At 60.9% G+C, this 25,762-nt stretch carries 22 protein-coding genes; 17 read left to right on the top strand and 5 right to left on the bottom strand.

Going from position 1 to position 25,762, the window contains the following annotated elements:
- The first annotated feature begins 17 nt into the window (after positions 1–17).
- From mraY to IE127_RS04160, 15 genes are all read left to right on the top strand, one after another.
- Complete coding sequence (gene mraY, locus IE127_RS04230; RefSeq protein WP_189423697.1) at positions 18–1,103, top strand: phospho-N-acetylmuramoyl-pentapeptide-transferase; 1,086 nt, start codon at positions 18–20, stop codon at positions 1,101–1,103.
- Positions 1,104–1,214: 111 nt separating this feature from the next.
- Entirely contained in the window at positions 1,215–2,375 is a 1,161-nt protein-coding gene (locus IE127_RS04225) for an FtsW/RodA/SpoVE family cell cycle protein (RefSeq protein WP_189423695.1), read from the top strand.
- Positions 2,372–3,490 carry an undecaprenyldiphospho-muramoylpentapeptide beta-N-acetylglucosaminyltransferase gene (gene murG, locus IE127_RS04220; protein WP_189423693.1) on the top strand — a complete coding sequence of 373 codons (1,119 nt, stop codon included), beginning with the start codon at positions 2,372–2,374 and terminating at the stop codon, positions 3,488–3,490. The genes IE127_RS04225 and murG overlap by 4 nt, the downstream gene beginning before the upstream one ends.
- Entirely contained in the window at positions 3,487–4,905 is a 1,419-nt protein-coding gene (murC, locus tag IE127_RS04215) for a UDP-N-acetylmuramate--L-alanine ligase (protein ID WP_189423691.1), read from the top strand. The genes murG and murC overlap by 4 nt, the downstream gene beginning before the upstream one ends.
- A complete protein-coding gene (murB, locus tag IE127_RS04210) occupies positions 4,902–5,879 on the top strand; it encodes a UDP-N-acetylmuramate dehydrogenase (protein WP_189423689.1) in 978 nt (325 codons plus the stop codon). Before murC ends, murB begins: the two co-directional genes overlap by 4 nt.
- Entirely contained in the window at positions 5,879–6,802 is a 924-nt protein-coding gene (locus IE127_RS04205) for a D-alanine--D-alanine ligase (protein ID WP_189423687.1), read from the top strand. Before murB ends, IE127_RS04205 begins: the two co-directional genes overlap by 1 nt.
- Positions 6,790–7,668, top strand: a complete 879-nt coding sequence (locus IE127_RS04200) for a cell division protein FtsQ/DivIB (protein WP_189423685.1) — start codon at positions 6,790–6,792, stop codon at positions 7,666–7,668. The genes IE127_RS04205 and IE127_RS04200 overlap by 13 nt, the downstream gene beginning before the upstream one ends.
- Positions 7,665–8,978 carry a cell division protein FtsA gene (ftsA, locus tag IE127_RS04195; protein WP_189423683.1) on the top strand — a complete coding sequence of 438 codons (1,314 nt, stop codon included), beginning with the start codon at positions 7,665–7,667 and terminating at the stop codon, positions 8,976–8,978. The genes IE127_RS04200 and ftsA overlap by 4 nt, the downstream gene beginning before the upstream one ends.
- 220 nt (positions 8,979–9,198) lie before the next feature.
- Positions 9,199–10,242, top strand: a complete 1,044-nt coding sequence (locus IE127_RS04190; protein ID WP_189423681.1) for an AAA family ATPase — start codon at positions 9,199–9,201, stop codon at positions 10,240–10,242.
- A 222-nt stretch (positions 10,243–10,464) separates the two neighbouring features.
- The gene (ftsZ, locus tag IE127_RS04185; RefSeq protein WP_189423679.1) at positions 10,465–12,144 is read left to right on the top strand and encodes a cell division protein FtsZ; all 1,680 of its coding nucleotides are present in this window, start codon (positions 10,465–10,467) and stop codon (positions 12,142–12,144) included.
- 103 nt (positions 12,145–12,247) lie between these two features.
- A complete protein-coding gene (gene lpxC, locus IE127_RS04180; RefSeq protein WP_189423677.1) occupies positions 12,248–13,204 on the top strand; it encodes a UDP-3-O-acyl-N-acetylglucosamine deacetylase in 957 nt (318 codons plus the stop codon).
- A 75-nt stretch (positions 13,205–13,279) separates the two neighbouring features.
- Positions 13,280–14,149 (top strand): outer membrane protein assembly factor BamD, encoded by an 870-nt coding sequence (locus IE127_RS04175; RefSeq protein WP_308430291.1) that lies wholly within the window; start codon positions 13,280–13,282, stop codon positions 14,147–14,149.
- A 99-nt stretch (positions 14,150–14,248) separates the two neighbouring features.
- On the top strand, positions 14,249–15,919 hold the full coding sequence (gene recN / locus IE127_RS04170; protein ID WP_189423673.1) for a DNA repair protein RecN: 1,671 nt from the start codon (positions 14,249–14,251) through the stop codon (positions 15,917–15,919).
- A 3-nt stretch (positions 15,920–15,922) separates the two neighbouring features.
- Positions 15,923–18,064, top strand: coding sequence for an NAD-dependent DNA ligase LigA (ligA, locus tag IE127_RS04165; protein ID WP_189423671.1), 2,142 nt, complete (start codon positions 15,923–15,925; stop codon positions 18,062–18,064).
- Between the two features lie 2 nt (positions 18,065–18,066).
- Positions 18,067–19,338, top strand: a complete 1,272-nt coding sequence (locus IE127_RS04160; RefSeq protein ID WP_189423669.1) for a hypothetical protein — start codon at positions 18,067–18,069, stop codon at positions 19,336–19,338.
- 19 nt (positions 19,339–19,357) lie between these two features.
- Here IE127_RS04160 and IE127_RS04155 read toward each other — a convergent pair whose 3' ends face one another.
- Both IE127_RS04155 and IE127_RS04150 read right to left on the bottom strand, forming a co-directional pair.
- Positions 19,358–21,178, bottom strand: a complete 1,821-nt coding sequence (locus IE127_RS04155; RefSeq protein WP_189423667.1) for an aminopeptidase P family protein — start codon at positions 21,176–21,178, stop codon at positions 19,358–19,360.
- Entirely contained in the window at positions 21,179–21,340 is a 162-nt protein-coding gene (locus tag IE127_RS04150; protein WP_189423665.1) for a hypothetical protein, read from the bottom strand.
- 78 nt (positions 21,341–21,418) lie between these two features.
- Between IE127_RS04150 and IE127_RS19810 the strand changes: the two genes are divergently transcribed.
- Positions 21,419–21,550 carry a hypothetical protein gene (locus IE127_RS19810; RefSeq protein ID WP_280516633.1) on the top strand — a complete coding sequence of 44 codons (132 nt, stop codon included), beginning with the start codon at positions 21,419–21,421 and terminating at the stop codon, positions 21,548–21,550.
- 65 nt (positions 21,551–21,615) lie between these two features.
- Here IE127_RS19810 and IE127_RS04145 read toward each other — a convergent pair whose 3' ends face one another.
- The gene (locus tag IE127_RS04145; RefSeq protein ID WP_189423663.1) at positions 21,616–22,485 is read right to left on the bottom strand and encodes a 50S ribosomal protein L11 methyltransferase; all 870 of its coding nucleotides are present in this window, start codon (positions 22,483–22,485) and stop codon (positions 21,616–21,618) included.
- A gap of 111 nt (positions 22,486–22,596) precedes the next feature.
- Between IE127_RS04145 and IE127_RS04140 the strand changes: the two genes are divergently transcribed.
- Positions 22,597–22,893 carry a putative quinol monooxygenase gene (locus tag IE127_RS04140; protein WP_189423661.1) on the top strand — a complete coding sequence of 99 codons (297 nt, stop codon included), beginning with the start codon at positions 22,597–22,599 and terminating at the stop codon, positions 22,891–22,893.
- Between the two features lie 7 nt (positions 22,894–22,900).
- Here IE127_RS04140 and IE127_RS04135 read toward each other — a convergent pair whose 3' ends face one another.
- Positions 22,901–23,218: a heavy metal-binding domain-containing protein gene (locus IE127_RS04135; RefSeq protein WP_189423659.1), complete on the bottom strand. Its 318-nt coding sequence runs from the start codon at positions 23,216–23,218 to the stop codon at positions 22,901–22,903.
- Between the two features lie 12 nt (positions 23,219–23,230).
- The gene (locus IE127_RS04130; protein WP_210310411.1) at positions 23,231–25,567 is read right to left on the bottom strand and encodes an ATP-dependent helicase; all 2,337 of its coding nucleotides are present in this window, start codon (positions 25,565–25,567) and stop codon (positions 23,231–23,233) included.
- Between the last annotated feature and the right edge of the window lie 195 nt (positions 25,568–25,762).

Genomic DNA, 25,762 nt, shown 5'->3' with positions numbered 1-25,762 from the left:
GATTAGGACCTGAACGCATGCTCTATTTCCTCGGCCAGTTGGGTGACACGCTGGTCGCGTTCAATGTGTTCCGATACATCACCTTTCGCACCGCGGGTGCCGTGATAACGGCGCTGTTCTTCGTGTTCATGTTTGGGCCGGGGATGATCGCGATGCTGAGGCTGCGGCAGGGGCATGGCCAGCCGATCCGAGAGGATGGCCCGGCCGGGCACATCCTGACCAAGAAGGGCACGCCGACCATGGGAGGGCTGATGATCCTCGCCGGGGTCGTCACGTCGACCCTTTTATGGTCCAACCTGACCAATGGCTATGTCTGGGTCGTCTTGCTGGTGACCGTTGGGTTTGGCGCCATCGGCTTTTACGACGACTTCCTCAAGGTCAAGCGGATGAGCCACAAGGGATTTGGTGGCAAGCAGCGTCTGGCGATTGAGACGCTTATTGCAGCTGTGGCCTGCTTTTTCATCGCGCAACTTGGCGAGGGCCCGTATTCCAACGCGCTGCTGTTCCCCTTCGTCAAGGATCTGGCGCTAAACCTCGGCTGGTTCTTCGTGCTGTTCGGCGCGTTCGTGATTGTTGCTGCCGGAAATTCTGTGAACCTGACGGACGGGCTGGACGGGCTGGCGATCGTGCCGGTGATGGTCGCTGCTGCGTGCTTCGGGCTCATCGCTTATCTGGTCGGTTCGGTGACGTTCTCGGATTATCTTCTCATTAACCATGTCGAGGGCACGGCGGAGCTTGCCGTGGTCTGTGGTGCACTGATCGGGGCTGGGCTGGGCTTCTTGTGGTTCAACGCCCCGCCAGCCCAGATTTTCATGGGCGATACTGGCTCACTGGCGCTCGGTGGTGCTTTGGGGTCGATCGCTGTGGCGACGAAGCACGAGATCGTCCTGGCGATCGTTGGCGGGCTATTCGTGCTTGAGACGGTTTCGGTTATCGTTCAAGTCACCTCGTTCCGTCTTACCGGCAAGCGCGTCTTCCGAATGGCCCCGATCCACCACCATTTCGAGCATCTGGGGTGGACAGAGAGCCAAGTGGTGATCCGGTTCTGGATCATTTCGTTCGTCCTGGCGCTGATCGGTCTTAGCTCACTGAAGCTGCGCTGATCCTCAGTGGTTTGCAAAACGCGATGAAGTTGGGAAATCGGTAACCATCACGCGGTTAGTGTGGTTTCTGGTTTCATCATGAAAGGCCGGTTTTTCCGGCGGCCGTCGCTCATGTTCTCTCGCGCCAGTAAAACGCCCCTCGCCGAATGGTGGTGGAGCATCGACAAGAGCCTGCTCGCTGCGCTGTTCCTGCTGCTGGCGTTCGGGATGATCCTCAGTTTCCCTGCCAGTCCGCCGGTAGCCGAGCGTCTTGGCTACGATTCCTGGCATTTCGTCATTCGTCACGCGATGTTTCTAGTGCCCACCATCGTCGTTATGGTCGGGGTATCGATCCTGACGCCGCGACAGGCGCGCTTTGCTGCTCTCGCAGTGCTCATCGTCAGTGCGATATTGCTATGGGCAACGCTGAAATTTGCGACCGAGATCAATGGCGCGCGGCGCTGGGTGTCGTTTGCCGGCCAGACGCTGCAGCCGTCAGAGTTCGTCAAGCCGGCTTTCGCGGTGATCTCTGCCTGGCTGTTTTCCGAAAGCATGCTGCGCCGCAACGTGCCTGGCCGCATTCTGGCGACCCTGATCATGCTGGCGCTGGTTGTGCCGCTGCTCCTGCAACCGGATATCGGGCAGACCGCGCTGGTGTTCTCCACCTGGGCCGTGCTGCTGTTCCTCTCCGGCATCTCGTGGTGGATCATTATCGCTCTGGCGCTGTCGGGTGGTGGCCTCTTGTTCGGCGCCTACCTCGTGTTTCCACACTTCGCCCGTCGCGTTGATGCGTTTATCGACCCTGAGGGCGGCGGAAACACTTACCAGATCGATCGGGCAGTGGAGTCTTTGCATGAAGGCGGATGGTTCGGGCGCGGGCCGGGCGAGTCGATCGCCAAGACGCGCATTCCCGATGCCCACGCCGACTATGTCTTCTCGGCGGCCGCAGGCGAGTTCGGCATCATTTTCTGCCTGGTTCTTGTCGGACTCTTCTGCTTCATCGTGGTGCGGGCGCTTCTGGGAGCGCAGCGACAGGCGAGCCTGTTTCCGCGCCTCGCCGGTGCAACCCTCGCCACCCAGATCGCGATGCAGGCAGGCATCAACCTGGCTGTGAACCTCAACCTCGTGCCGCCCAAGGGCATGACGCTGCCATTCGTTTCGTATGGCGGCACCTCCATGATCGCGGTGGCCTTCGCAATGGGACTGATGCTGGCCTTGACCCGCACCAAGCCGGAAGAGCGCATGGCGACCGGTCTTCCGATGTATCGAAGCGCGGTGGCGCCGGCAGAATGAAGACCTTCGTTCTCATGGCCGGCGGGTCGGGTGGACACCTGTTTCCTGCAATGGCACTTGCCCAGGAACTGCAGCGGCGTGGCCACACGATCGATCTGATGACGGATCATCGCGTCGCCAGCTATGGCGGCGATTTTCCGGCGCGCCAAACGCACATCGTGCCCGCGGCAACGCCCTCGATACGCAACCCGCTAAAGTTCATTGGCGCAGGCGCACGCATTGTCGGCGGCATAGGCGTGGCGACGAACAAATTGCGGCGGATTTCGCCTGACGCTGTCGTCGGCTTCGGTGGGTACCCAACTTTCCCGCCGATGGTCGCAGCACGACTGCTGGGGATCCCTGGTGTGCTGCATGAGCAGAATGCCGTCGTCGGTCGGGCGAACCGGGCATTGATGCGCTTCGTCAAAGTGATGGCTACCAGCTTTGACGACGTTCGCTATGCTGATGACGCTGGCCTCGAGCGCGTGCTAACGGGCAACCCCGTACGCGACCGCGTCAGGGCGCTGGCGACGACACCGTATCCGGCGCTGGGACCTGACACAGCCGTCAATATCCTCGTGTTTGGTGGCAGTCAGGGCGCGCGCGTATTTTCGGATCTCGTGCCTCCGGCGATCGCGGCTTTGCCTGAGGATTTGCGGCGGCGTCTTCGGGTGACCCAACAGTGCCGCGCCGAAGATCTCGATCGCGTGGCAGAGGCCTATCGGCAGGCTCGGGTCAGCGTCGATCTCAAGGCATTCTTTGACGATCTGCCGGAACGGATGGCCGCAGCACATCTCGTGATTGGCCGGGCCGGAGCTTCAACGATCGCGGAGCTGACGGTGCTCGGGCGTCCCTCGATCCTGGTGCCGTTGCCCGGGGCACTCGATGCCGACCAGAAGAACAACGCATTGGTAGTCGAGCGGGCAGGGGGCGGCTGGATTGCGGAGCAGGCCACGCTTTCACCGCAATCGCTTGGCACCCGCCTCACTACACTGTTATCGGAGCCCGAATCGCTGCGCCAGGCGGCGGAAGCGGCCCGGACGCTGGGCCAGCCTCGGGCGGTCGAGAAACTTGCCGATCTTGCGGAGCGCATGGCTGCGGGCGAGACGAGCGAAGGAAGGACACCTCACGCATGAAAATGCCGCGCGATATCGGGCCGGTGCACTTTGTTGGCATCGGCGGCATCGGCATGAGTGGAATTGCCGAAATCCTGCACAACCAGGGGTACAAGGTTCAAGGCTCGGATGCCGCAGCCAACGCCAATGTGCAAAGGCTGCGGGACATGGGAATCTCGGTAAAGATCGGGCAGAGCCCGGAAAACCTCGGTGAGGCGACGGTTGTCGTGATCTCCTCGGCGATCCGCAAGGATAATCCTGAGCTGGTGGCGGCGCGGGCACGCGGGCTTCCGATCGTGCGGCGCGCCGAAATGCTCGCGGAAATCATGCGCTTCAAGAATGCGATCGCCATTGGCGGTACGCATGGCAAGACGACAACGACCACTCTGGTCGCGACACTTCTGGATTCCGCCAAGCTTGATCCGACAGTGATCAATGGCGGCATCATCAACGCCTACGGCACCAATGCGCGGCTCGGCGCCGGCGAGTGGATGGTGGTCGAGGCCGACGAGAGCGATGGCACGTTCGTCAAGCTTCCGGCGGACGTAGCGGTCGTCACCAATATCGACCCCGAACATCTCGATCACTACCACGACTTCGAGGGTGTGAAGCGCGCATTTCATACGTTCGTCGAGAACGTGCCTTTCTACGGCTTTGCGGTGATGTGCCTCGATCATCCGGAAGTTCAAGCGCTGGTGGGTGAAATCCGCGATCGTCGGGTGATCACTTATGGCCGGAACCCCCAGGCCGATGTGCGTCTCGTCGATCTCGAGAACGTCGATGGCGTGTCGCATTTTGCGGTTGAGATCCGTGACCGCATACGCATGACGCATTTGCGGATCGAAGGGCTCGAGCTGCCGATGCCGGGCGAACACAACGCGCTCAACGCGACGGCCGCGATCGCCGTGGCGGATCAGTTGAACGTCTCGGCCGACGCTATCCGCAAAGGGCTCAAGGCCTTCTCGGGCGTCAGCCGCCGTTTCACGACCACCGGTGTGGTCGATGGGGTGACCATCATCGATGACTATGGGCACCATCCGGTCGAAATCACCTCGGTGCTGCGGGCGGCCCGTCAGTCGGCGCGCCGTGACGTCATCGCCGTAGTGCAACCGCACCGGTATACGCGCTTGCGTGACCTGTTCGATGATTTCTCAGCATGCTTCAACGATGCCGACACAGTTATCGTGGCGCCGGTATACGCCGCCGGTGAACAGCCAATCGAAGGTGTGACCGCCGAAGAACTGGTAGCGCGCATTCGCGCGCGGGGACACCGTAACGTTATGGCCATCAATGGTCCTGAAGACCTTGCGCCGCTTCTGTCTGAGCGCGCCGCCGACGGGGACTATGTGGTCTGCCTTGGTGCTGGCAACATCACGCAATGGGCAGGCGCGCTGCCGGATGAACTCGCCGCGCAAAAGGCGAGGGCAACGGCATGAGCTTTGATGATCTGATCCCGCGCCTCGGCGATTGGGTTTCGGAGGTGCGCGGTCGGCTTGTGCCCAACCAGCTGCTTTCGGAAGTAACCTGGTTTCGCGTCGGTGGTCCGGCGCAGCTTTTCTTCATGCCCGCTGATGAAGAGGACCTGGCGTATTTTCTCAAGAACCTGCCCGAAGACATTCGCGTCACGACCATCGGGCTGGGGTCAAATCTGCTGATCCGCGATGGCGGTCTCGACGGCGTCGTCATCCGCCTCGCCGGCAAGGCTTTCGGCTCTATTGAAGTCCTGGACGGGCACCGGCTGCGTGTCGGCACCGCACTGCCGGACGTGAAGGTCGCGACGGCAGCGGCAGAGGCCGGCATTGATGGACTGACGTTTTATCGCGGCATACCCGGGGGCATTGGCGGCGCGCTGTACATGAACGCCGGGTGCTATGGCACCGAGACCCGCGAGCGCGTGGTCGAACTGCGCGGCGTCACCCGCCAGGGAGACATCATCACGCTGACCAATGCCGATATGGACTACCGCTATCGCAAGTCCAACGGTCCGCGCGGCGTGGTCTTTACATCAGCGCTCTACCAGGGCGTGGCTGGCGACAAAGATGAAATCCGGGCGCGGATGCGTGAGATCACAGAGAAACGTGAGTCTAGTCAGCCCACTAGAGCCAAGACCGGAGGTTCGACATTCAAGAATCCCGAAGGCCACTCGAGCTGGAAGCTGATTGACGCGGCGGGTTGTCGGGGCCTTCAGGTGGGCGACGCGCAAATGAGCGAGCTTCATGCAAACTTCTTGCTCAATCTTGGCGCGGCGACAGCTCACGACATCGAAACGCTGGGTGAAACGGTGCGCAACCGCGTTCGGGCAACGCACGGTATCGACCTGCAATGGGAGATCCGCCGCATGGGCCATTTCGCGGCAGGCAAAGAAGTGCGTGAATTCCTTGATGGCGATGTTTTCGTTGGGCCGGTGTGATGACAGAAAAGCATGTTGCCGTCCTGATGGGCGGCTGGTCCAATGAGCGTGAGGTTTCGCTGAGTTCCGGGCGCGGCTGCGCCGAGGCTCTGCGCCGGGCGGGATATCGGGTGACTGAGCTCGATGTCGATCGCGACATCGCACAAAGGTTAATGGCACTCGGCCCGGACGTGGCCTTTAACGCTCTCCATGGTGCGTTTGGTGAAAGCGGCATGATCCAGGGCCTGCTGGAACTGTTGCAGATCCCTTATACGCACTCAGGCGTTCTGGCCTCGGCGCTGGCGATGGATAAGCATCAGGCAAAGATCATGTTCAAGGCGGCCGGCATCCCGGTCACCGACCATCTGATCGTCTCGCGCGCCGAGGCGGCGCATTCTCATGTGATGGCGCCGCCCTATGTCATCAAGCCAATCGCCGATGGCTCAAGCCTCGGCGTATTTATCGTCAAGGGCGACCAAAGCCACCCGCCACAGGAATTGCTGCGTGAAGACTGGAAGAGCGGCGAAGAGGTGATGGTCGAGCGGTTCATAGCCGGCCGCGAACTGACCTGCTCAGTAATGGGCGATGTGGCGCTGGGCGTGACGGAGATCGTCACCGATCTTGGCTTTTATAACTATGAAGCGAAGTATGCCAAAGGTGGATCACATCACATCATTCCGGCGCAAGTTTCATCGAAAATTTACGACAAAGTGCAGAAAATGAGCCTGAAAGCCCACGCTGCACTGGGCTGCCGAGGCGTAACGCGGAGCGACTTCCGCTACAACGAGCAGGCAGGCGAAGATGGTGAACTGGTCTGTCTTGAGCTGAATACCCAGCCGGGCATGACCGAGACCTCCCTCGTTCCAGAGCAAGCGCTTGCCGCCGGGCATTCGTTCGAAGAGCTTGTCGCCTGGATGGTGGAGGACGCGAGTTGCAACAGGTAGGGACAAAGGCCTTTCTGGCTGACGCCCATCCGGTCGATCCCAGATTGCTTCCGGTCCTTGCACGGCGCCCGGGAGAACGCGTTCGCATCCGCGCCACCCGGGCCTGGATCCTGCACCGCCATCACATCGTGCGAGCACTGCTTGTGGCTGTTGCTCTCGTGCTCATTGCCTCGGCTTACCAGTTTCGCCACGATATCGGCCTTGCTGCGGGCAGCGTTGGTGAACTCGCACATACAGAATTGGCTCGGGCCGGGTTCGGTATCGAGCGGATCCAGATATCCGGCCAGACACTGACGCAGGAAACGGATGTGCTGTCCGCGCTGGCGGTCGGGCCGGGCATATCGATGCTCAGCTACGATGTCGCGGGAGCCCGTGAACGTATTGCCGAACTACCGGCAGTCGATGGCGTCACCATCCGCAAGGACTATCCAAACGGGCTCGAGGTCGAGCTTGTGGAGAAGTTGCCGGTCGCGCGCTGGCGCGTCGATGGCGTTACCTTCGTTGTCGATGGCAAGGGCAACCAGATCGGCGTTGATAAGGGCGCCTATGGCGAACTTCCGCTGGTTATCGGTGACGGCGCCGCCGACGATGCCATTGTGATGATCCGCGCGCTTCAGCGTTATCCTGACCTTACCGAAGACGTCGTGGCATTGTCGCGGATCGCCGACCGGCGGTGGGATCTGCTCTATGAGACGGGCCTGCGCGTGCAGTTACCCGAACTCGGCGTGGCCCAGGCGCTCGATCGGCTCGAAGGCTATCAGAGGGACTATCAGCTGATCGACCGCGATGTGACAATCATCGATCTCAGGGTGCCGCACCTTGTGGCCTTGCGGCCGGCCAAGCACGAAGAAGAAGACGAAGAATGATCACCGATTCCATGACTGCGCGCCTGCGGCCCGTGCAACCCGGACGCACCACACTTGTCGCCGTACTCGATATCGGTTCGACAAAGATCTGCTGCGTTATCGCGCGCCTGGTTCCCCGCCCTGAGGGCAAGGCGCTGCGCGGTCGCACGCACCAGGCTGAGGTGATCGGCTTCGGGTATGGTCCATCGGCCGGTGTGAAGTCCGGCGTGATCTCAGACAGCGACAAGGCCGAAAATGCAATTCGGTCGGTGGTCGGCATGGCGGAACGTGCCGCAGGGCTTACGGTCGAATCCGTCATCGTCAATATCAGTGCTGGACGGCTAGGTTCCGAGACGTTCTCGGCCGCCGTTTCATTGGGTGGCCAGGAAGTCGAAAAAGCGGACATCCAGCGTGTGCTGCGGGCGGTCAATGCGCGCTCGGTTCGTAATGAGCGCTCGATCGTTCACGCGCTGCCGATCGGCTATTCGCTCGACGGGCAGCGCGGTATCGCCGATCCACGCGGCATGGTTGGCGAAAAGCTCGGCATCGATGTCTCGGTGATCAGCGCTGAAACCCTGGCGATGCGCAATCTGGAGCTGGTGCTGCATCGCTGTCATCTGCAGATCGAGGCGATCATCGCAACGCCCTATGCTTCGGGACTGTCGACGCTGGTAGACGACGAGGCGCAGCTCGGTGTGGCTTGCATCGACTTTGGCGGTGCAACAACGACAGTCTCGGTTTTCAACGAAGGTCATCTGGTGTTTGCGGACGCCATAGCGATTGGTGGCCACCATTTGACGATGGATATTGCGCGGCAGCTATCTGTCAGCATTGCGGATGCCGAGCGGCTGAAGACCCTGCACGGATCGGTGCTGCCCGGCCAGAGCGACGAACGTGAGATGATCTCGATCCAGCCGGTCGGCGCGCGGCACGATGAGGCCCCAGCGCAGATTCCACGGGCGGTGCTGACGCGGTTCATGCGGCCGCGCATCGAGGAAATCCTGACAGCCATACGCGACCGGATGCAGGCAACCGGGATGATGGATGTGTGCGGACGCCGGTTCGTAATGACCGGAGGCGCCAGCGAGATGACGGGATTGCCTGAGGTGGCGCGGCGCGTCCTCGCACGAAACGTGCGCAATGGCCGGCCACTCGGCATATCGGGCCTGCCGGATATCGCCAAAGGTGCCGCCTTTGCGGGTGTCGCGGGAATGCTGATTTATCCGCAGGTGTGCGCAAACGAATATACAGATCCAAGCCCGGCACGCCGTCTTACCGGTACGGACGGATATTTCGCGCGCGTCGGCAACTGGCTGCGGCACAGCTTTTAAGTGCGAGGGCCCAGGCCTGCACGAGTTCAGGTCGGCCTTTACAGAGCCGGTGGTTTCTCGTGTCTTGTTCTGCGCTTGAAGGTTGCTTGAGGTTATAGCCGCTAGCGTGCTCATGCGCTTGTCGAGATAGTGGCGAAATCGTGGAACGTTTGTCGGCAGAGCGGCTTGAGTGGGGGCGGAATGCACGCGCCTTTTTCAAGCTAACAGGTGGACCCTGCCCATGACATACGTCGAGACCGACAGCCGACTTAAAATAATATCCTGGGGCAGCGTTATCGCCGGTGCGGTAACCGTTCTGGCCATAACGTTCGCACTGTCCCTCGCCGTAAGCTGGCTGGGCCTCGGTGTGGTGGACGTCGATTCCAACGATCCGCTGGCTGGCGTGGGTACAACCTTCGGCTGGGCCTCTGCCGCCGCCTTGATCATCAGCCTGGCCGCCGGCGGCTATATCGCAGGCTACCTCTCAGGCGTCGCCGGCTGGGTGCATGGCTTTCTCACATGGGCAGTCGCCCTTATCGTTGCAGCGATCATTTCCTTCAGCGCAGTCGGTGGCATCATTGGCGCTACCGGCAATGTGGTTGGCAGCATCGCGAACGTGACGGGATCCGCAGCGAGCGCGACGGGAAGTGCAGTATCGAGCGTTGCCAGTGCAATAACCCCGCAGGTCGACAATCTCATAAACACGCTGGACGAACAGGTGCTCGACGATATCGACCAGCAGGAGGCCACTGCAACGCTGCGTCGTGCGCTTTCGCAGGTCGAGCTTAGCGAGCTCGAGCCGGACCTGATCCAGGAGCAGATTGCTGGTGCGCGCACGGATATCGCCCAGGCTGCGGAACAGCTGGTTACCCAGCCGACGGATTTCCAGACAGTTCTCGACGAACTCATCAGCAGCCTTCAGTCTCGTGTTGAAACGCTCGAGAGCGAGATCAATCGCGAGGACGTCGTCGCTGCAATTGCTGACAACACCACGTTGAGCGAAAGCGAAGTCGAACAGGCCGCGGATCGTGTCATCGGGGTCTATGAAGATCTCGCTGCAACCGCCAGCGCGCAGTTGAACGATGTCGAGCAGGCTGTGACGCGTGCCCAGTCCCGTATCGCGGTATTGCAGGAGCAGGCCGTCGAACAGGCGGACCGGGCAACCGAGGCTGTCTCCGAGGCTGCAGGCTGGGCATTCCTCGCTCTGTTCATCGGCGCGGTGATTGCCACGTTGGCGGGCATTGCCGGTACCGAAGCTCCGGTTGCATCGCGGACGCGCTTCTAAGCTTTTGTATTCAACCGCCATTGATTGATGCCCGTTGTGCTTCGGCACAGCGGGCATCTTTTTGTCCGCATAAGCCGCGCGAGGATGGTTAACCAAGCCTTTCCGAAGGGGTCACAGAGGCACAGATTTGCTCATTCGTTAACGCAATCTGCCGCAGTGTTAGGGTGTGGTTAACGAATTGGAGAGTAAATCTAGGCCAATCACGCCACTATGGGGCCCTCAATGACCATCAACCTCACCATCCCCGATATCCAGGAACTCAAACCCCGCATCACGGTGTTCGGCGTCGGCGGTGCAGGCGGGAACGCGGTCAACAACATGATCGAGTCCGGCCTCGACGGAGTCGATTTCGTCGTTGCCAATACCGATGCTCAAGCGCTCGCGCTGTCGAAGGCGCAACGCATCATTCAACTCGGTGTCGGTGTTACCGAGGGGCTGGGCGCCGGCTCGCACCCGGAAGTCGGTCGTGCTGCTGCCGAAGAGAGTTTTGACGAGATCAACGATCACCTTTCGGGATCGCACATGGTCTTTATCACCGCCGGCATGGGCGGTGGTACCGGCACCGGCGCGGCACCGGTTGTGGCGCGGGCCGCGCGCGAGCAGGGCATCCTGACTGTAGGTGTCGTAACCAAGCCGTTCAGCTTTGAAGGTACGCGTCGCGCGCGCCTTGCCGAGGATGGCATCGACGAGCTGCATCGGCATGTCGATACGCTGATCGTTATTCCGAACCAGAATCTTTTCCGTGTCGCCAACGAGAAGACAACCTTTGCCGACGCCTTCGCAATGGCCGACCAGGTGCTGTTCTCCGGCGTTGCCTGCATCACCGACCTGATGGTCAAGGAAGGCCTGATCAACCTCGATTTCGCCGACGTCCGCGCCGTCATGCGTGGCATGGGCAAGGCGATGATGGGTACCGGCGAGGCTTCGGGCGAAGATCGTGCCCGCCACGCCGCAGAGGCAGCAATTGCAAATCCGTTGCTCGACGATGTGTCGATGCAGGGTGCGCGCGGTCTGCTGATCTCGATCACCGGCGGACCCGATCTGACGCTTTACGAAGTCGATGAAGCTGCCAGCCGCATCCGCGAGGAAGTCGACTCCGACGCCAACATCATCCTCGGCGCCACTTACGACTCCAGCCTCGATGGCACTATTCGCGTCTCGGTCGTTGCTACCGGTACTGACGCAGCCATGGTGCAGGCCATGGAGCCAAGCAAGCCGCACGCATCGCGTTCTCCGCTTTCAGTGCGTCGCCCGGCGCCTGCTGTCGAGCAGACTATTGCTGCGCCGCAACCCGTTGCTGACGCGCAGGAAGAGCAGGCCGACGAGCAGTTCGAGGCAGCAGTGGCCGAGGCGATCAGCCAGCGCGACCTGCAGCCTGCACCTGTTGCCGAGCTTTCCGAAGATGACGACATCTCGGTCGAGCCGTACACACCGGTGGCAACGCGCCACGAGCCGCGCCATGATTCGTTCGACGAGCCGACGGCGCGCGAAGAGGCACCGATTCCAGCCGCACACGTGCCCTCGCATGCGACTCGCCCCGAGGGGCAGCGCCGCATGCCGCGCACTGAGGAGCTTCCGGTTGTTGCGCGCAAGTCACAGGATGGGCACGAACGTGCTGACGGCGAGTCCCGCAATGCACGTGCACTGTTCAAGCGTCTGGCTTCGAATGTCGGCCTAAATCTGCGTCAGCAGGAAGAGGCTGAGCGCCAGGAGCCGCGTCAGATCCAGGCTGACGATTTCGATGCGCGAAATGCCATTGAGGCCGCTCCTGCAAGGGTTTCGCAGCCTCGTCCGGCCGCCGAAGGTGCCCGCGGCAACCTCGATACGCAGGGCCGCCAGCAGCCGCAGCAGACCCAGAAAGAGCACCTCGAGATCCCGGCCTTCCTGCGCAAGCACGGCTGATCCACAGGTTGAACCCGTAATCAAGGCGGCCCGTCGCGACTTCCGCGCCGGGCCGTTTTTCGCTAAGAGCCGGGCAGTGTCGAGGGCTCGGGTGGAGCTGCATATGAGCAAATTGTCGACGCGCCAGCGCACGTTGGCGTCCGAATTGAATTTCGGTGGCTATGGCGTGCATAGCGGCCAGCCGGTAACGCTGACGATCGCACCGGCGCCACCGAATAGCGGCTTTCTGATCTGCCGGGATCTTGGCTCCGGCCATACAACGCTTCCGGTTCAGGTCCACTTCTCGCGAATTACCCGCACCACGTTGTGCACCACGCTCGATCTCGGCGACAGCGTCAGCGTCGCAACAATCGAGCATGTTACCTCTGCGCTGAGCGGCATGGGTGTCGATAACGCACTGATCACCCTGGACGGTGCCGAATGCCCAATCCTCGATGGCAGCGCGCAGCCCTTTGCGAGCGCCATCCTCGAGGCCGGCCTCGAAATCCAGCCGGCATCGCGCCGCTTTATCAAGATCATGCGGGCGGTCACTGTCCGCAACAACGATGCCTTCGCGGCGCTCGAGCCCTATAACGGGCGGGCGCTTGATCTTGAGATCGATTTCGACAGCAAGGTCATCGGGCGCCAGCGGATGATCTTTGATTGGTCGCCCCGGCGCTATTACGAAGACGTTTCGCGAGCGCGCACGTTCGGCTTCGCCCGCGATGCCAAGATTTTGCGCCAGGCGGGTTACGCTCTCGGCTCTTCGCTCGACAACTCGATTACGGTTCACGAGGACCGTATCCTCAATCCTGGCGGGCTGCGCTACGAAGACGAGTTCGTGCGCCACAAGCTGCTCGATGCGATCGGCGACCTTTCGCTTGGCGGCATGCCGATCTACGGGCGCTTCCGCTCATACAAGGGCGGCCACGCGCTTAACGCGCATGTGCTTTCCGGTCTCTTTTCCAGTGACGCCAACTATGAGATAGTCACTGCGGAGGACCTTCCGCTGAATTTCGATGCGCTCGATGATCTGCCGGAAGGCCTTTCTGCTCAGCCTTATCTACGCTCGGTTGTCTGAAGCTTGTCACGCAGCCGGGCAGTTCGGCTGTGCCACAGTTTTGAAGCAATTGATGACTAGGCCGACAGCGGCAGTATGGAACGAGAGACGGGGCACCTGGTGACACTCAGTTTTCTTCGCGGTGGGGCAGGGCGTACTGCTCGAGCCATGGCAGTGAGCATGACAGTACTGGCGCTGGCCGGCTGCACGGGCATGAACCTGTTCGGTCCACCGAAAGTGCGCGAGGAAACCATTGTTCCTGAGGCGACGCTGTATCAGGAAGCCCTCAACAATATGGACCGCCAGCGCTATCTGACGGCCATCGAACAACTCGAAAAGGCGGAGCGCCAGCATCCGCGCGGGGAGCTGCGTGAAGAGACCAAGCTGATGCTGGTTTACGCGCACTACCGGATTGGCAAGTTCAACGAGGCGATCCTGGCAGCCGACAAGTATCTTGCGCTGTATCCGAACGGGCAGGATGCCGCCTATGTGATGTATCTCAAGGGCACCTCGTATTTCGGCCAGATCAAGGATATAACGCGCGATCAGGAGCTGTCGGAAAGGGCCATTGAGGTCTACACCGCGCTTATCCGCGCGCACCCTGGTTCCGAGTATGCCGATGATGCGCGTGAGAAGTTGGCGGTGGCCAATGATCAGCTTGCCGGCAAGGAGATGTCGGTCGGCCGCTACTATCTCGGCAACGGGCAGTATACTGCTTCGATCAATCGCTTCCGTATGGTGGTCGAGAACTATCAGACGTCGACTCATATCGAGGAAGCCCTTTACCGGCTCACCGAAGCTTATCTGTCGCTGGGCCTGACTGGTGAAGCGCGGAACGCGGCGGCTGTTCTCGGCCACAATTATCCGTCGAGCGAGTGGTATCAGAGAAGCTATAAGCTTCTGGCTGATCAGGGACTTTCGCCCGCGGTGAACGAAGGCAGTTGGCTGACCGCACAGCGCAGCTGACATTTCTGTTGCTATTTTGTTCCGCTTTCGGTTAGTCTCCGCTTGCTGCGGGGACTTGCCGTAGCTTGTGACCGGAGTGTCTGAGGGACTGCACCGGAAATGCTTATTGCACTGTCCGTTCGCAACATCGTCCTGATCGATCAGCTCGACCTGGCTCTTGACGCCGGGATGACGGTCCTTACCGGCGAGACCGGCGCCGGCAAATCCATTTTGCTCGATGCACTCACCTTGGCGCTTGGCGGGCGAGGGGATGCCAGCCTTGTTCGAAAGGGCGAGGAAAGCGGACAGGTCGTCGCCGTACTGCAACTTGATAGTACACACCCCGCGCGAGCGGTTTTGCGCGATAATGCCATTCCAGATGATGAAGACATCATTCTGCGGCGCGTGCAGTTTGCCGATGGACGTACCCGCGCCTTCGTCAATGATCAGCCGGTGTCGGCGAACCTGCTGCGCAAGGTCGGTAGCCAGGTCGTCGAGATTCACGGTCAGCATGATGATCGGGCGCTTGTCGATTCAGCAACACACCGCGTGGCGCTCGATGCCTTTGGCGGGCATGAGGCGCTTGCCGCAGCGGTTCGCGATGCCTGGCAGGTCTACACCGACGCCGACGACGCGCTTCGTGAGCAGGAAGCGTTGGTCGCCGAGGCACGTGAGCGTGAGGACTATGCGCGCCACACGGTTGAGGAACTTTCCGATCTGGCTGCCGAGCCAGGAGAGGAAGAGGAACTGACGACCCGCCGTCACGATCTGATGCAGATCGAAAAGTCCGCCAGCGAAGTGACCGAGATCGATGAGATCCTGAACGGTCCCTCGGCGCCCTCCATTACTCTTGCCGCGCTGTTGCGGCGGCTGGCGCGCAAGGCGGACACGGGCACCGAACTTTTCCGGCCGATCGTCGACAGTCTCGATGAAACTCTGTCGGCCCTCGACAGGACCGGTGAGGCGCTAGAGACGCTGAAGCAACAAATGGCTTACGATCCGGGCGAACTGGAAGGCGTCGAGGAGCGCTTGTTCGCCCTCCGTGCCGCTGCGCGCAAGCATCAGGTTCTCTGTGACGAACTGCCCGAGGTTCTCGAGCGCTACCAGAGTGAGCTGGAGACGCTGCAAAGCGGAGAGACCCGTCTCGAGGCGCTGCGCGAGGCACGCGAAGCGGCCTATTCCGACTACATTTCAGGCTCGCATGATCTGAGCAAGGCGCGCAGTAACGCCGCCGGGGCGTTGAGCGACGCGGTTGAGCAGGAGCTGCCCGACCTCAAGCTCGCCAGTGCGCGGTTCATCGTCGATCATCAGACCGATCCCGAGCGGGTATCGGCTCATGGGTTCGACCAGATTGCCTTTCATGTACAGACCAACCCGGGAACGAGCGCGGGGCCACTGCTCAAGGTTGCGTCTGGTGGCGAACTCAGCCGGTTCCTCCTCGCCTTGAAGGTTGTACTGGCGGATCGTGCGTCGGCTCCGGTGCTGATATTCGATGAGATCGATACGGGTGTTGGCGGCGCTGTAGCCGATGCGATTGGACGCCGGCTCCGCCGGCTTGCGGATCGGGTTCAGGTGCTCTCGGTCACCCACGCTCCGCAGGTTGCGGCGCGGGCAGGGCGGCACCTGCTGATCGAAAAGCAGGCAGTCGAGGAGGGTGCATTCGTGCGTACACATGTAAAGCCACTTGATCCGGCACAGCGCCGCGAGGAAGTTGCACGCATGCTGGCGGGTGCGACAGTGACGGCGGAGGCCCGCGCCGCCGCCAAGAAATTGCTGAGTGAAGTCGGGTAGTTGATGAGTCAGGCTGAAGTAGAGAATCTGTCTGAGGATGCGGCGCGTTCAGAGCTGAACACGCTGCACGAGCGTCTGCAGGCCGCCGACACCGCCTACTTCCAGAATGACGCGCCCGAGATTTCTGATGCCGAGTATGACGCGCTGAAGCGGCGCTATCTCGCGCTTGAAGCAGCGTTTCCTGAACTGGCGCGGCCAGATTCTCTCAGCAGCAAGGTCGGTGCGGCACCATCCGAAGGCTTTGCGAAGGTCCGGCACGGCATTCCGATGCTGAGCCTGTCGAATGCTTTCGACGACGGCGATGTGGCCGAGTTTATCCAGCGCGGGCGCAAGTTTTTCGACAAGGAGAAGGATCTCGAGCTCGCGTTCACTGCGGAGCCGAAAATCGACGGTCTTTCCGCTTCGCTACGTTACGAGAACGGCATGTTCGTACGCGGGGCCACGCGTGGCGATGGCACTGTGGGCGAAGACATTACCGAAAACCTCAAAACGATCGGTGATATTCCGAACCGCCTGAAAGGCAGCGGATGGCCCGAGGTGATCGAGATCCGAGGCGAAGTCTACATGACGCACGAGGAGTTTCGGCGCCTCAAGGAACGCTCGGCTGCGGAAGGCGGACAGGATTATGTCAATCCGCGCAATACGGCGGCCGGCTCGCTGCGCCAGAAGGACCCATCGGTCACTGCGCGACGTAACCTCAAGTTCTTCGCCTATGCGTGGGGGGAGACCTCTGCCGCGCCGGCGGAGACACAGTACGAAGCCGTGCAGCGGTTTGCGGAGTGGGGCTTTGTGGTCAATCCGCTAATGATCCGGGCCACCAGCATCGAGACGCTGCTGGAGCACTATCGAGAGATCGAACAGCAGCGCGCCACGCTCGGCTACGATATCGACGGCGTCGTCTACAAGGTCGACAGGCTGGACCTGCAACAGCGCTGGGGGTTCGTCGCTCGCGCACCGCGTTGGGCCATTGCTCACAAGTTTCCCGCCGAACAGGCAACGACGATCCTCGATCGAATCGATATTCAGGTCGGCCGTACCGGAACCTTGACCCCTGTGGCGCGCCTGCAGCCCGTAACAGTGGGTGGAGTGGTGGTCGAGAATGCCACCTTGCACAACGAGGACTATATTGCGGGGCGAGACGGTAACGGTCAGCCCATCCGCGACGGCTTTGACATTCGCGAGGGCGATACTGTCATCGTGCAGCGGGCCGGTGACGTCATTCCCCAAATTGTTGCGGTGATTCCGGAAAAGCGCCCAATTGACGCAAAACCCTATGTCTTTCCGCATCTGTGCCCCGAGTGCGGCTCTGAGGCGGTGCGTGAAGTCAACGAGAAGACGGGCAAGCTTGATGCCCGCCGTCGGTGCACTGGAGAACTGGTGTGCCCGGCACAGGCTGTCGAACGCCTGAAGCACTTCGTATCGCGCGATGCGCTCGACATCGACGGACTCGGGGACAAGCAGGTGACGGCCTTCTATCAGGAAGGTCGGATCGTGCATCCTGCGGATATCTTCACTCTGAAGGAGCGTGACGCGCGAGCTCTGAAGAAGCTGAAGGACCTTGAAGGATGGGGCGAAACTTCGGTTCGAAAGCTGTTCGACGCCATCGATGCGCGGAGAACTCCTGAGCTCGATCGATTTATCTTTTCGCTTGGAATCCGCCATGTCGGGGAGACCACGGCCACTCTGCTGGCGCGGACGTTTGGCAGTTTTGCCCAGTTTCGAGACGCCGCCGAACACGCCGCGCATCACGAAGGCAAGCCGAGCGAGCTGTTCCCTTCTATCAATGGCATCGGCGATACGGTGACAAATGCCATTGCCGATTTTTTTCGCAATGAGCGCAATGTCAGCGCGCTGGATGATCTGCTGCAGCAGTTAACGCCGCAGGACTATGCGGTCGAGATCAGTACCGAAAGCCCGGTTTCGGGCAAAACCGTGGTGTTTACTGGCACACTTGAACGCATGACGAGGTCGGAGGCCAAGGGCATGGCTGAACGATATGGCGCGAAAGTTGCCGGATCGGTATCAGGCAGTACCGATATCCTCATCGCCGGCCCTGGCGCTGGCTCGAAGCTCAAGAAGGCCGAGGAACTCGGCGTCGAAGTGATCAGCGAGGACGATTGGTTCGCGCTGGTTGAGGGAGAATGACGATGCTGCGTGTGACTTTCGGCTTGGCTATGTTGGGACTGGTGGGAGCAGGACCCGCCATCGCCCAGGACGCATCTATGATCGTGCAGCAAGCAGTGGCGAACGGCGATTTTGGCGGCGGGATTGAAGATCTGCAGCCACTGGCCGAGACCGAGAATGCTGCCCAGTTCGGGCTAGGCGCGCTGATGGCGGGCAATGCCCTGCAGGAGTTCTCGCGAGGCCTCGTGCGGCACGGCGCGACGGTTCCGCCCACTGACGTGTTCGCCATGATGATAGAGGGCGGCGCGGAAGGCAGCGAGGGGCCCCAAGAGCCGGCGGAGCCGATCGACTACCAGAAATTTCGCGCGTTGCTGCAAGACCTCGTCGATGACCTCGACGAGGCGCGAAGCGTCTTAGTGGACGCTGGAGGTGGCGAGGAGTTCGTGGTGCCCGTTGACGTCTTCTCCATCCACTTTGATCTGGATGGTGACGGGACAGCAGATGCTGATGCCAGCCTTGGCGGGTTGTTCGAAGGCGGCCTTGCCTCCACCGGAGGAACGATGGCTGGCGCGGACGCCAAGACGATGGAAAAGCTCGGCGAGACAGCAGAACTTGTCGTGGGTTTCGATCGCGCAGACGCGTACTGGCTCGCAGGTTACACGCAGGTGGTCGCGGCCCATGCCGACTGGCTCCTGGCGCATGATTTCGAGCAGCTGTTCAATGTCTATTTTCACCGCGTGTTCCCGCAGGCGGGGCTGCCAATGACTGAGCATTCAGGCGTTGGCACTCTGTTCGGCGGTCCGCAGAGCGATGCGCTGATCGCCGATATGGTCGCTGCGGTACACAGCTTTAACTTCGCGGTGACCGACCGAGAGCGGCTGGCAGGGGTTCTGGAAAGATTGAAATCCGTCACCGCTTTCTCGCGGCAGAACTGGGACGCGATACTGGCGGAGACCGACGATGATCGCGAGTTGGTGCCATCACCAACGCAAACGCCGCTAGCCGGTGGACCCGCCGTCACAGAAGAGGTGGTGGCGGCATGGATGGATACACTCGACACCATCGACCGACTGCTTGCCGGCGACCTGCTGCTACCGCACTGGCGGTTCGCGCGAGGGATCGACATCACTGCTTATTTCGAGACGGCAACGCATACCGATCTGGTCATGCTGATCACCGGCTACGATGCGCTGGCCTATCTCGCGGACGGCCCGATCGCAAGCGCTGAGGATTTCCAGAGCGGGAACGAGGTCTTCGGTGACGATTTCCCGTTGTTCGCGCTCTGGTTCAATTAATCGCTTTGTAAGCCGCGGATCAGATCGGCCTCGTCGCGTCTTCCAGCCAATCGAGCACGTCGCCTGACACTGTCGGCCCGATCTCACGCAGGACACGCTGGTGATAAGCGTTCAGCCAGCTTCGCTCGTCCTCAGTCAGCAAACCGACATCGACCAGACGCGTGTCGATTGGGGCGAGGGTAATCGTCTCGAATTCGAGATAGCCCGACCCGACCTTGCTTTCGCGCACCACGATCAAGTTTTCGATGCGGATGCCGTAGGCGCCGGTTTCGTAATATCCCGGCTCGTTCGAAAGCACCATGCCCGCTTCAAGTGGAAGGGTGTAGCGTGGCGCGATGCCGGTCGGTCCTTCATGAACAGACAGCACATGGCCGACGCCGTGGCCGGTGCCGTGATTGTAAGTCAGTCCCACCTGCCAAAGATGCTGACGCGCGAGAATGTCGATCTGCGCACCCGTCGTGCCTTTCGGAAAGCGGACAGTCGAAATGCCGATCATACCTTTGAGGACGCGGGTGAAACGGTCACGCTGCTGTTGCGTGGTGTCACCTGTCGACATCGTGCGGGTGATGTCGGTTGTGCCGCTGATATATTGCGCACCGCTGTCCACCAGCATCAATTCGCCCGGTGCCAGCGTGCGGTTGGTCTTGTCGGTGACCCGGTAGTGCACGATGGCACCGTTTGGGCCGGCCCCCGAGATGGTATCGAAACTCGCATCGATGCAGGTCTCTTCCTCCCGACGGAAGGCTTCGAGTGCTGACACGATCGCAATTTCGGTCAACTCTCCATCCGGCGCATGTCGATCGAACCAGGAAAGGAACTTGGCGAGCGCAGTGCCATCCAGCCGGTGCGCCTCACGCATGCCGGAAAGCTCTACCTCGTTCTTGCGCGCCTTGGGCAGGAGTACCGGATCGCGCCGCTCGAGCAGCTTGCTACCCGCTGCGCGCAAAGTCTCGGTAATTGCCACGGGCACGGTTGCCGGGTCGACCTGCACTTGGGATTCGCCGAACTGCGAGAGTGCGGAAGACAACTCTTCGGTACTGCGAACATCAGCCAACTCGGCGAATCGTTGTCGTAGAGCGTCGGTGATCTTTGCGGCGTCGAGAAACAGCGTCGGTCGGCCAGTTGCGGGGACAATCGCGAAGCCGAGGACGAATGGGGTATTTGGTACGTCGCGGCCGCGGATGTTTAACAACCAGCAGATTGATTCCGGCAGGCTCAACACGGTGGCGGCAGCACCGGTTTCGCTCAGGGTCGTCTGCAGGTCGCTAATCTTGTCGGAAGCCTCGCGTCCGGCACGGTTGCGCCCCAGAAACTCGATTTCGCTGACCGGCGCAGAAGGTCTGTCCGGCCAGATTTTGTCGACGAGGTTTTCGCTGGCCACGAGCGTGGCCTTGCCGCCGAGTTTTTCTTCAAGTGCCTTGATCTCACCCGGCGTATGCAACCAGGGGTCATATCCGATCCTGCCGCCCTGCGGGACGTAGGCCGCGACTTCCTCTGAGATGCCGCCCTGGCCAACCTCGAGCACATCGACAAGGCTGGTGTCGGTTTGCGCCGGAGCCTGCAGGGTATAGCGGGAATCAACGAACAGCGCGGCCTTTTCGCGATTGACGATGGCCATGCCGGCCGAGCCGGTGAAGCCTGTAAGATAGGCAAGGCGTGCCTCGCCCGGCGGCACAGACTCGCCGCGATGGGCGTCAGCGCGCGGCACCAGAAATCCATCAAGCTCGTGCTTTTGTAGTTCTGCGCGCAGAGCCTCGAGGCGTTTCGCAACGTTCTGCGGATCGCTGGTCGTCTCGAAACTTTGGAAGATTGCGGGCGGTGGGAATGCAGATTCGGTCATCTATGCCTCGGGCAGGAACGACGGCTGAATGGCAGCGTCACAGGCTTCGGACATACCATAGTCGGCAGGGGCTGCAATGTGGCGCACGCCCAATGCGCCAAATCCTTGATCGGCTGTTAACTTGCCTTGCAGCACCGGCATAGCTGGATTGAGCAGGTGCATCTAACGCTCTGGCGTCACTGCGGCTATATACTGAGTTATCGAGGCGGGGCGCCTCGCGCGGGTTAGACGGAGACAGAAATGACCGAGAGCAAGAACGATTTTCGCAGGGCACTGGGAGCTGTGATCGATGCTCGTGGCCGGGAAACCGCTCGCCACGGTTCCTATCGCATGCAGCACCAGCTGATCGGCGCTTTCACCAAGCGTCCATAAGCGCGTAGCGCAGCATTAGCTTTTTGATCCCCGGACCGTTGGTCCGGGGATTTTTGTTTCCTGCACTAGAGCTTTTCAAGCATGAGCGTGGTCCAGTCCCGACGCTGCAGCTTGCGCCGCAAGGTTATGCCCTGAAGATGATAGGCATTGGTGACGCGCGCCGCCTGATGCTCCAGAATTCCCGACAGGACAATGGTTGCGCCGCGGCCTGCAACCCGACCAATGGCCGGCGCGAGTTGTGAGAGAGGACCAGCGAGGATATTCGCGACGATCAGGTCGTAGGGCGCGTTTCCTGCGATGGTTCTATGATCAAGACCTGTTGCCAGCAACGGCACGATCAGCTTGCTGACGCCATTCGTTGCGGCATTATTGCGAGTGGTCTCCACCGCAATAGGATCGATGTCGCTGGCAATCACTGGAGACTTCAGACGTTTGGCGATTGCAATCGCGAGAACGCCGGTGCCGGTGCCGACATCGAGGAGATAGCGCGGGCGCTTGCGTTTCAGCGTGATGTCGATTGCCTCGAGGCAGCCGGTGGTGGTTTCGTGATGACCCGTACCGAATGCCTGAGCGGCGTCGATCATGACAGGAGTCAGTCCATACGGGGGTGGGTCGATCTCGTGGCTGCCATAGACGAAGAAGCCACCCGCCCGGACAGGCGCCAGCCCCTCGAGCGAGCGTGAAACCCAGTCTATCGAGGGGTCGATGGACTCCACCTCGAACTCGACAGCGGCACCCAGCACCCGACGCGACAGTTCCTGAAAGGCCTCGAGGTCGGGTTCGCCCTCACAGGAAGCCTCGAAGTACCAGGTGCCGGTTTCTTCGTCCTCATGGGCGGAAGCCGTCAGCGCCAGCGCGTCTTCTTCCATCACCGCATCCGCCAAGGCGTATGCCTGCTGCTTGCTTAAAGCTACCCGCACCTGTTCAACCGTCATCGCTGTTCCTCTTCGTGCGGGTAGTTGGACAGGGCTGGGGGCGCTGTCAATGGATTGACGGCATTCAGCCGTCGCGATACTTCTTGTTCATTCTTTGTTCTGGAGGCGGGTATGTATGGTTTGATCGGACAGATGCTGGCTCAGGACGGGCAACGGGAAGAGCTCATCTCATTGCTGCTGCAGATGAAGGACGAGATGCCGGGCTGCCTCAGTTACGTGATCGCGGAAGATCAGGAGAATGCCAATGCGATCTGGATCAGCGAAGTGTGGACCGACAAGGCCAGCCACGCGGATTCGCTGCAACTGACGCATGTTCAGGCCACGATCGCAAAGGCGCGGCCGATCATTGCCGGGTTTGGGCACAGGTTCGAGACTGCTCCGCGCGGGGGCGTTGGTCTGCCGGGATAGGCGCCGATCAGAACCTTACGGCAGTCCCTGTGATCGACACCATCAGCATCGAGCCTTTATCACCCACAACCTCATAGTCGAGATCGACGCCGATAATGGCGTCGGCACCAAGGCTCGCTGCCTCTTCTTCGAGCTCGCGCAACGCTTCCTCGCGCGCACCGCGCAAGGCGTTCTGATACGCTCCGGACCTGCCGCCAACGATATCGCGAATATTAGCGAACAGATCGCGGAAGATGTTGGCGCCGATGATCACCTCGCCAGTGACGATCCCGAGATATTCACGCACCGGGCGGCCTTCGAGCGTTGTTGTTGTTGTGATGATCATGAAAGGTCTCCGTCAGGACTTGCGAATGAAGCTGTCGAGGACCTTCTTGCGTCCGGTCTCGAACTGGATGGTGAGCTTGTTGCCTTCGATATTGATGATCTCGCCGTGGCCGAACTTGAGGTGCAGCACGGTCTCGCCAAGGCTGAACGCGGAACTCGTCCCCGGGTCGCTCACCGACTTGGCGACAAGCTCTCCATCAATTGTCATCGGACCAGGGCTCTTGCGGTTTTCGCGCTGACGCTGCGCGCGCTGCCAACCAGGCGTCTCGTAGACACTGTCGAACGGGTCGACCTGATTGAAGCGCGAACTGGCGCCGCCGCCGTAGCCATAACCGCCATAGGACGAGCCGGTATCCTTGACCTCGACAGCGTCCGCCGGAAGTTCATCAAGGAAACGCGACGGGATAGCGGACTGCCACAGCCCGTGAATGCGCCGATTCTGGGCGAGCGAGATCTTTGCGCGCTTGCGGGCACGGGTGATGCCGACATAGGCGAGCCGGCGTTCTTCCTCGAGCCCGGCACGGCCGGATTCGTCCAACGCCCGCTGGTGCGGAAACAGGCCTTCTTCCCAACCCGGCAGAAACACCGTGTTGAACTCCAGCCCTTTGGCTGAGTGCAGCGTCATGATCGAGACGGCATCATCGCTGTCGGCACTGTCGCGATCCATGACAAGTGAAATGTGTTCGAGGAAGCCGCCGAGTGTTTCGAACTCTTCCATTGAGCGGACGAGTTCCTTGAGGTTTTCCAACCGGCCGGGCGAGTCCGGGGCCTTGTCGGCCTGCCACATGGCAGTATAGCCGCTTTCGTCGAGGATCTGCTCCGCCAGTTCGGCGTGCGGTATGCTTCGGGATCGCTCTGCCCAATCGTCGAACTGCGCCAGCAATTCGCGCAGCGTCGTGCGCTGCTTGGGTTTGAGATCTTCCGTCTCGATCAGCATGCGCGTGGCCGTGGTCAGAGGCACATTCTGGTGCCGGGCCGTGCCCATCAGCACTTTTACCGTAGTGTCGCCCAGACCGCGTTTGGGCACGTTGACGATGCGCTCGAAGGCGAGGTCATCAGTGAAATTCGAGACCAGGCGCAGATAGGCGAGGGCATCGCGGATTTCACGACGCTCATAAAAGCGTGGGCCGCCGACGACCCTGTAGTTGAGGCCAAGCGTGATGAAGCGCTCTTCGAACTCGCGCATCTGAAACGAGGCGCGCACGAGTATTGCCATTGAATCGAGCGCTTCGCCGTTGCGTTGCAACTGCTCGATATCTTCGCCGATCTGGCGGGCTTCTTCCTCGCTGTCCCAAACCGAGGTGACGGCAACCGTTTCGCCCCGTTCACCGACATCGGTCTGCAGTGTCTTGCCGAGCCGGCTTTCATTGTGGGCAATGAGGTGAGAGGCGGCGGAGAGGATATTCGAAGTCGAGCGATAGTTGCGCTCGAGCTTGATCACCTTGGCGCCCGGAAAGTCTTTTTCGAAGCGCAGGATGTTGTCCACCTCGGCGCCGCGCCAGCCATAGATGGACTGATCGTCGTCGCCGACTACGCAGATATTTGCTTCACTGGCCGGCTTGCCCTGCGCCAGAAGGCGCAGCCACAAATACTGCGCCACATTGCTGTCCTGGTACTCGTCGACCAGCATGTAGCGAAAGCGCCGATGGTACTCCGCCAGAACGTCCGGCTGCTCGCGGAACAGCCGGATGCATTCGAGCAGAAGGTCGCCGAAATCCGCGGCATTGAGGACTTTGAGCCGGGCCTGATAGTCGGCATAGAGCTTTTTTCCCTTGCCGTTGGCGAAGAACCCGGCATCTGCCTCCGAAACGTCACGGGGCAGCAGGCCGCGGTTCTTCCATGCGTCGAGCATTCCGGCAAACTGGCGCGCCGGCCAGCGCTTCTCGTCGATGTTCTCGGCAGCCAGCAACTGCTTGATCAGGCGGATCTGGTCATCAGTATCGAGAATGGTGAAATCCGAGCGCAGATCGACAAGTTCGGCGTGTCGCCGCAGAATCCGCGCGGAAATTGAGTGGAAGGTGCCGAGCCAGGGCATGCCCTCGACGCTCGAGCCAACGAGGCTGCCGATCCGCTCCTTCATCTCGCGCGCGGCCTTATTGGTGAACGTTACGGACAGAATTTCGGCGCCACGGGCCATGCGCGTCGACAGGATATGCGCGATCCTCGTGGTCAACACGCGGGTCTTGCCGGTACCAGCGCCAGCCAGCACCAAAAGCGGCCCTTCGGTCGACAACACCGCGTCACGTTGTTCCTCGTTCAGGCCCTCGAGATAATCCGGAGGGCGGCGAGAGAACTGGCTTGTGATTGGACCGGCAGCTGGCCGGTCGAAAGAGGGGGCGGTTCCGGGCATGAAGCACTTTCGGTTCGGCCGCGGCAGCGCGGGCAGGCTTCTGCCCCAGGCGACGAATCTCATTTTGTTCCGAGCAGAATATAGGTGTCGCCGGCAGCGGTGTACAGGAGGACGACTGGCTGTCACGCGAGTGTCACGCAAAGTTCACGCAAATGTCGCGCTGGGTTTTTACGGGTGCCGCATCCAAAAATGGGG

This window comes from Devosia pacifica, from assembly GCF_014652635.1.
Classification (GTDB): domain Bacteria; phylum Pseudomonadota; class Alphaproteobacteria; order Rhizobiales; family Devosiaceae; genus Devosia; species Devosia pacifica.
The sequence above is the reverse complement of the archived record's forward strand: the minus strand, read 5'-3'. Positions and strand labels throughout refer to the sequence as shown.

Bases quoted from the DNA above. Each gene is read 5' to 3' on its own strand.
- mraY (WP_189423697.1), top strand. From the start codon at position 18: ATGCTCTATTTCCTCGGCCAGTTGGGTGACACGCTGGTCGCGTTCAAT.
- IE127_RS04225 (WP_189423695.1), top strand. From the start codon at position 1,215: ATGTTCTCTCGCGCCAGTAAAACGCCCCTCGCCGAATGGTGGTGGAGC.
- murG (WP_189423693.1), top strand. From the start codon at position 2,372: ATGAAGACCTTCGTTCTCATGGCCGGCGGGTCGGGTGGACACCTGTTT.
- murC (WP_189423691.1), top strand. From the start codon at position 3,487: ATGAAAATGCCGCGCGATATCGGGCCGGTGCACTTTGTTGGCATCGGC.
- murB (WP_189423689.1), top strand. From the start codon at position 4,902: ATGAGCTTTGATGATCTGATCCCGCGCCTCGGCGATTGGGTTTCGGAG.
- IE127_RS04205 (WP_189423687.1), top strand. From the start codon at position 5,879: ATGACAGAAAAGCATGTTGCCGTCCTGATGGGCGGCTGGTCCAATGAG.
- ftsA (WP_189423683.1), top strand. From the start codon at position 7,665: ATGATCACCGATTCCATGACTGCGCGCCTGCGGCCCGTGCAACCCGGA.
- IE127_RS04190 (WP_189423681.1), top strand. From the start codon at position 9,199: ATGACATACGTCGAGACCGACAGCCGACTTAAAATAATATCCTGGGGC.
- ftsZ (WP_189423679.1), top strand. From the start codon at position 10,465: ATGACCATCAACCTCACCATCCCCGATATCCAGGAACTCAAACCCCGC.
- lpxC (WP_189423677.1), top strand. From the start codon at position 12,248: ATGAGCAAATTGTCGACGCGCCAGCGCACGTTGGCGTCCGAATTGAAT.
- IE127_RS04175 (WP_308430291.1), top strand. From the start codon at position 13,280: ATGGAACGAGAGACGGGGCACCTGGTGACACTCAGTTTTCTTCGCGGT.
- recN (WP_189423673.1), top strand. From the start codon at position 14,249: ATGCTTATTGCACTGTCCGTTCGCAACATCGTCCTGATCGATCAGCTC.
- ligA (WP_189423671.1), top strand. From the start codon at position 15,923: ATGAGTCAGGCTGAAGTAGAGAATCTGTCTGAGGATGCGGCGCGTTCA.
- IE127_RS04160 (WP_189423669.1), top strand. From the start codon at position 18,067: ATGCTGCGTGTGACTTTCGGCTTGGCTATGTTGGGACTGGTGGGAGCA.
- IE127_RS04155 (WP_189423667.1), bottom strand. From the start codon at position 21,178: ATGACCGAATCTGCATTCCCACCGCCCGCAATCTTCCAAAGTTTCGAG.
- IE127_RS04150 (WP_189423665.1), bottom strand. From the start codon at position 21,340: ATGCACCTGCTCAATCCAGCTATGCCGGTGCTGCAAGGCAAGTTAACA.
- IE127_RS19810 (WP_280516633.1), top strand. From the start codon at position 21,419: ATGACCGAGAGCAAGAACGATTTTCGCAGGGCACTGGGAGCTGTGATC.
- IE127_RS04145 (WP_189423663.1), bottom strand. From the start codon at position 22,485: ATGACGGTTGAACAGGTGCGGGTAGCTTTAAGCAAGCAGCAGGCATAC.
- IE127_RS04140 (WP_189423661.1), top strand. From the start codon at position 22,597: ATGTATGGTTTGATCGGACAGATGCTGGCTCAGGACGGGCAACGGGAA.
- IE127_RS04135 (WP_189423659.1), bottom strand. From the start codon at position 23,218: ATGATCATCACAACAACAACAACGCTCGAAGGCCGCCCGGTGCGTGAA.
- IE127_RS04130 (WP_210310411.1), bottom strand. From the start codon at position 25,567: ATGCCCGGAACCGCCCCCTCTTTCGACCGGCCAGCTGCCGGTCCAATC.